The 4,183-nt window shown below is 66.1% G+C and carries 6 protein-coding genes; 2 read left to right on the top strand and 4 right to left on the bottom strand.

The genetic code is table 11. From position 1 onward, the window contains the following. Positions 1 to 396, top strand: a 396-nt coding sequence (locus J4F42_17270; GenBank protein MCE2487268.1) for an SMP-30/gluconolactonase/LRE family protein, incomplete at its 5' end; no start/stop codon positions are given. 173 nt (positions 397 to 569) lie between these two features. After that, complete coding sequence (locus tag J4F42_17275; GenBank protein ID MCE2487269.1) at positions 570 to 1,613, top strand: alpha/beta hydrolase; 1,044 nt, start codon at positions 570 to 572, stop codon at positions 1,611 to 1,613. Positions 1,614 to 1,671: 58 nt separating this feature from the next. Here the strand turns inward: J4F42_17275 and J4F42_17280 are convergent, their stop codons facing one another. From J4F42_17280 to J4F42_17295, 4 genes are read right to left on the bottom strand one after another with little or no spacing between them, the layout of a single operon-like run. Beyond that, entirely contained in the window at positions 1,672 to 2,568 is an 897-nt protein-coding gene (locus J4F42_17280) for a CoA transferase (protein MCE2487270.1), read from the bottom strand. Then, a complete protein-coding gene (locus J4F42_17285) occupies positions 2,565 to 2,867 on the bottom strand; it encodes a CoA transferase (protein ID MCE2487271.1) in 303 nt (100 codons plus the stop codon). The genes J4F42_17280 and J4F42_17285 overlap by 4 nt, the downstream gene beginning before the upstream one ends. Continuing rightward, complete coding sequence (locus J4F42_17290; protein MCE2487272.1) at positions 2,867 to 3,973, bottom strand: CoA transferase; 1,107 nt, start codon at positions 3,971 to 3,973, stop codon at positions 2,867 to 2,869. Before J4F42_17290 ends, J4F42_17285 begins: the two co-directional genes overlap by 1 nt. Beyond that, positions 3,921 to 4,079 carry a CoA transferase gene (locus J4F42_17295; protein MCE2487273.1) on the bottom strand — a complete coding sequence of 53 codons (159 nt, stop codon included), beginning with the start codon at positions 4,077 to 4,079 and terminating at the stop codon, positions 3,921 to 3,923. Before J4F42_17295 ends, J4F42_17290 begins: the two co-directional genes overlap by 53 nt. Positions 4,080 to 4,183 lie beyond the last annotated feature (104 nt).

Consider the following 4,183-nt stretch of genomic DNA (forward strand, 5'->3'; position numbering starts at 1 on the left):
CTGATCGTGTTGGAGTCGGTCACCGGCCGGGTGTGGCAGATTCCCATTCAGAGCCCGGGAGTATTGGGCCAGGTCGACGCCGGGGCCCGCTCCGGCGCCCCGCGCTCGTGGCCGGTCGATGCCCTGCTGACCAGCGTGCCGCAGCCGGCCGCGCCGGACGGCATGTGTCTCGACGCGGCCGGTTGCCTGCTGATCTGCGCCCATAACGGCAGGATCGTGTCGGTCCACGAGGCGGACGGCAGCCCGCTGGAGCCGATCCGGGTCGAGGACCCCAGACTCACCAACTGTTGCTTTGGCGGCCCCGACTTGCAGACCCTGTACATTACCGAGTCGGGGCTGGGCCGGGTCGTCAGCGTGCGCTGGCAGCGGCCGGGGCTCAGGCTGAACGATCAGTAGGACTGGAGCGTTTTATGATCGGCTGTAGCCCTGCCGTTACGTGCTCGTCATGCCGGACGTGCTCCGGCATCCAGCGGTCGGGAGGTTGGGGGGCTGGATTCCTGCTTCCGCAGGAATGACAGGCGTCTACACAGAATCGTAATTTGCTCTACCTCGTCTGCGAGAAAGCCATCATGACACGCGGTCGCACCAAGCGCGCCATGCGTATCGCGGGGATTGGGCTGCTCCTGGCCGCCGTCATCGGCGCTGGGGTGGTCTACAGCTGGACCTTCACCCCCCACGGCAGACTTGACCTCCTGTTCGCGGTCGGTCTGCGACTCGCTGCACCGCCGCCGCCCGGCACTATCCCGGTCGAGGAAGAGCGGGCCGCGCTGCGAGCGGTCCTCCTGTGGTGGGGGGACCCGCAGCCGTTGCCCCGGGTCGAAGACCGCCGGATTCCCGGTCCGGACGGCGCAATCCCGATCCGGGTGTATGCGCCGTCGCGGGCGGTCCGGCTCCCGATCCTTGTGTTCTACCACGGGGGCGGCTTTCGGCTCGGCGACTTGGACACCTATGATGCACTCTGCCGCGACTTGGCCGCCCGCTCCGGTGCCATGATCGTGTCGGTGGGCTACCGGCTGGCCCCCGAGCACGTCTACCCGGCGGCGGTGGACGACAGTTATGCCGCCCTCGCCTGGGTACATACGCACGCGGCGGATATTGGGGGCGACGCGACGCGGCTCGCCGTGGGCGGCGACAGCGCCGGGGGCAACCTCGCGGCCGCCGTCTCGCTGAAGGCCCGCGACCTGGGCGGGCCGCCCCTCGTCTTTCAGCTGCTGATCTACCCGGTGTTGAACTTTGCGGCGATGGAGACGGAATCTCACAAAGTATTCGCCGAGGGCTATATTATTGGCGGGGCAGCGCACGCATTCACGCGTGATGCGTATCTGCCGAATCCGGCTGACCGCCGGCATCCGTATGCCTCGCCCTTGCTCGCCGATGACCTCACGGACCTGCCTCCCGCTCTGGTGATCACGGCCGCGTTCGACCCGCTCAGAGACGAGGGCGAGTTGTATGCCCGGAAGTTAGCCGCTACAGGGGTGCCGGCGCGTGTCACCCGCTATGCGGGGGTGCCCCATGCCTTCCTGTACACCCCCCCCTCTCTGAGCCGCAAGGCAGACGGAGCCCTGGACAAGGCGGCGGCTGCCCTGCGCGACGCATTCGATAAGGAACGCTGAATATGCAAGCGAGCAGGAGTAGGTTTCAAATCTGTCCGGGCGGGTTTCAAACCCGCCCCTACTCCAGCACCTCGGCGCTCACCAGCTCGGTGATCTTTTCCTGGCTGTAGCCCAGAATTTTTTCCAGCACATACTGGTTTTCACGGCCCAAGGTGGCCGCCGCGCCACCGATCTGGGCCGGGGTGCGGGACAGTTTGAAGCGCGAGCCCTCAACCGTGGTCGTGCCGTGCTGGGGGTGCTCCAGGTCAACAAAGTGTTCGCGCTGGAGCAGCTGGGGGTCCTGGTACAGCTGGTGCATGGTCCGCACCGCGCTGGCCGGAACCTTGTCCTGCTGGAGTCGGGATTCGGCCCCAAACGCGTCGTGACGGCTCGTCCAGGCCGCGATGGCGGCGTCGATTTCGTCCCCATGGGCGCGCCGGCCCTCGACGGTGGCAAAACGCTCGTCGCTGGCCCACTCGGGTCGCTCAATGACCCGGCACAGAGCCTGCCACTGCGCCTCGGTCTGGGTCGCAATGGCGATCCAGGCGTCGTTGCCGGCCGCCGGATAGACGCCGTGGGGGGCATAGTTGCGGTCGTCGTTGCCGGCCCGGCTCTGGACTGTGCCGTTGGCGGTATAGTCCAGCAGGGCCGGAGCCATGAAGTGCAGCGAGGCCTCGGCCTGCGACAGGTCGATATGCTGGCCCTGCCCGGTCCGGCGCTTGTACTCCAGGGCGGTCAGAATCGCCGCCGCGTTGTACCACGGGGCAATATAATCCGTATACGCCCCAAACGGCCCGGCCGGCGCTCGGTCGGGCCAACCCGTCGGATCAAAAAAGCCGGAGATGGCGGCCGCCAGATTGCCGAAGCCGGCGAATTTGGCCAGCGGGCCGGTCTGGCCCATCAGGCAGGTGCTGAGCATGATGATATCCGGCTTGACCTGGCGTAGGGCCGCATAGTCAAGCCCCCAGGTTTTCATCGCCCGGGGGGAGAACGACGCACCAGATCCAGAATCACCTCTTTGGCCGGAGCCTTGGACATATTCAGGGTGATGGGCAGCTTGCCGGTGTTCATATTGTAGAACAGGCCCGAACTCTCCGGGCCGGGTTGGCCGTCGTGGAAGGGACCGACCATGCGGACCGCATCGAAGCGGGTGGTGGACTCGACCCGGACGATGGTCGCCCCGTAATCGGCCAGAATCCGGGTTGAGCCCGGCCCGGCCATCGCCCACATGAAATCAAGCACTTTGACATCTGCCAGCGGCTGTTCGTTTTCCATCAGATGACCCCCTTGGTCTGGAGTTGGTCGAGTTGGGCCGGACTCAGGCCCAGTTCCTGCCCATATATCTCACGGTTGTGCTCGCCGAGCCGGGGTGGACGGCGTCGATAGGTGATCGGAGCAGCGCTGAACTTGGCAAACGGACCGGGATAGCGGATCGCCCGGCCGAGCTGGCCGTGGTCGACCGAGGTCCAATAGTCGCGCGAAGCCAGCTGCTGGCTGTTGACCACCTCGTCCAGGGTGGTGACCGGGGCGACCAGCAGGCCCCGGTCGAGCGCGCCTTGCAGCAGCTCGGCCTTGGTCTTGGTGAGGGTGAAGTCCTCGACGATTTGGGTCAGCCGCTTGTAGTCCTCAATAGCCTCCGGGCCGCTGAACAGATAGCCGCCGTAGGCGACCCAGTCGGTCTGCTGGGTCGCCTCATCACACAGGCCCTCTTCGTAGATCCAGTCCATCAGGCGTTTGGTGAAATGGGCAAAGGCCGAGCCGAACAGATAGGTGATGGCCACATGGCCGTCCTTGGCCGGCCATACCAGGCGAATCGGCAGGTCGCCGATTTTCGTGCCGCCGGACATGCGGCTGATCTCGGCGTCGTTGAGCGGACCGGCCAGGATAGTGGACTGGGTGGCCTGGGCCACCGCCTGCTGGGCCGAGATGTCGATGTGCTGGCCCTTGCCCGAGCGGTGGCGTTCGTGTGAGGCAATCAGCGCGGCCACCGCCGCCCCGGCGCTGGCGTGCAAATAGCCCTGGGGCACGCTGACCCGCACCGGCGGACGGTCGTCGTCGCCGGTCAGGATCAGCGGGCCACCGGAGGCCAGAATGACCAGATCGCTGTCGGCATGGCTGGCCTTGGGGCCGTTCTGGCCAAAGGGCGTGATCGAGACATAGATCAGGCCGGGGTTGTCCGCAGCCAGATCCTCATAGCCCAGCCCCAGTTCGGCCAGCGTGCCGGGCAGTTCCGACTCGGTCAGAAAATGGGCGCCGGCGACCAGACGCCGCAGCAGCTGCTTGCCCTCGGGCTGGCTGATATCGAGTGTCACGGCCCGCTTGTTGCGGTTATAGGGGTTCGTTCTGAAAAAAGGGCGCCAACCGCCGGGCTGAGGAGCCACCCGGCGGCTCAAGCTTGATGACATCGGCGCCCAGGTCGCCCAGAATCTGGCCGCACAACAGGCCGCGCTCATTGGTCAGGTCAAGGACGCGGTAGTAGTCTAGCATAGCCGTCCTCCCGTCGGTGGTGTGCCATGTATAGCTGGCCGTGCGGCGGCTGAAAATCCCCCACTACGGCTGGCATGACACGGCGGTATCGGCTACCCATAGCA

The organism is Desulfurellaceae bacterium, assembly GCA_021296095.1.
GTDB lineage: Bacteria > Desulfobacterota > Binatia > Bin18 > Bin18 > JAAXHF01.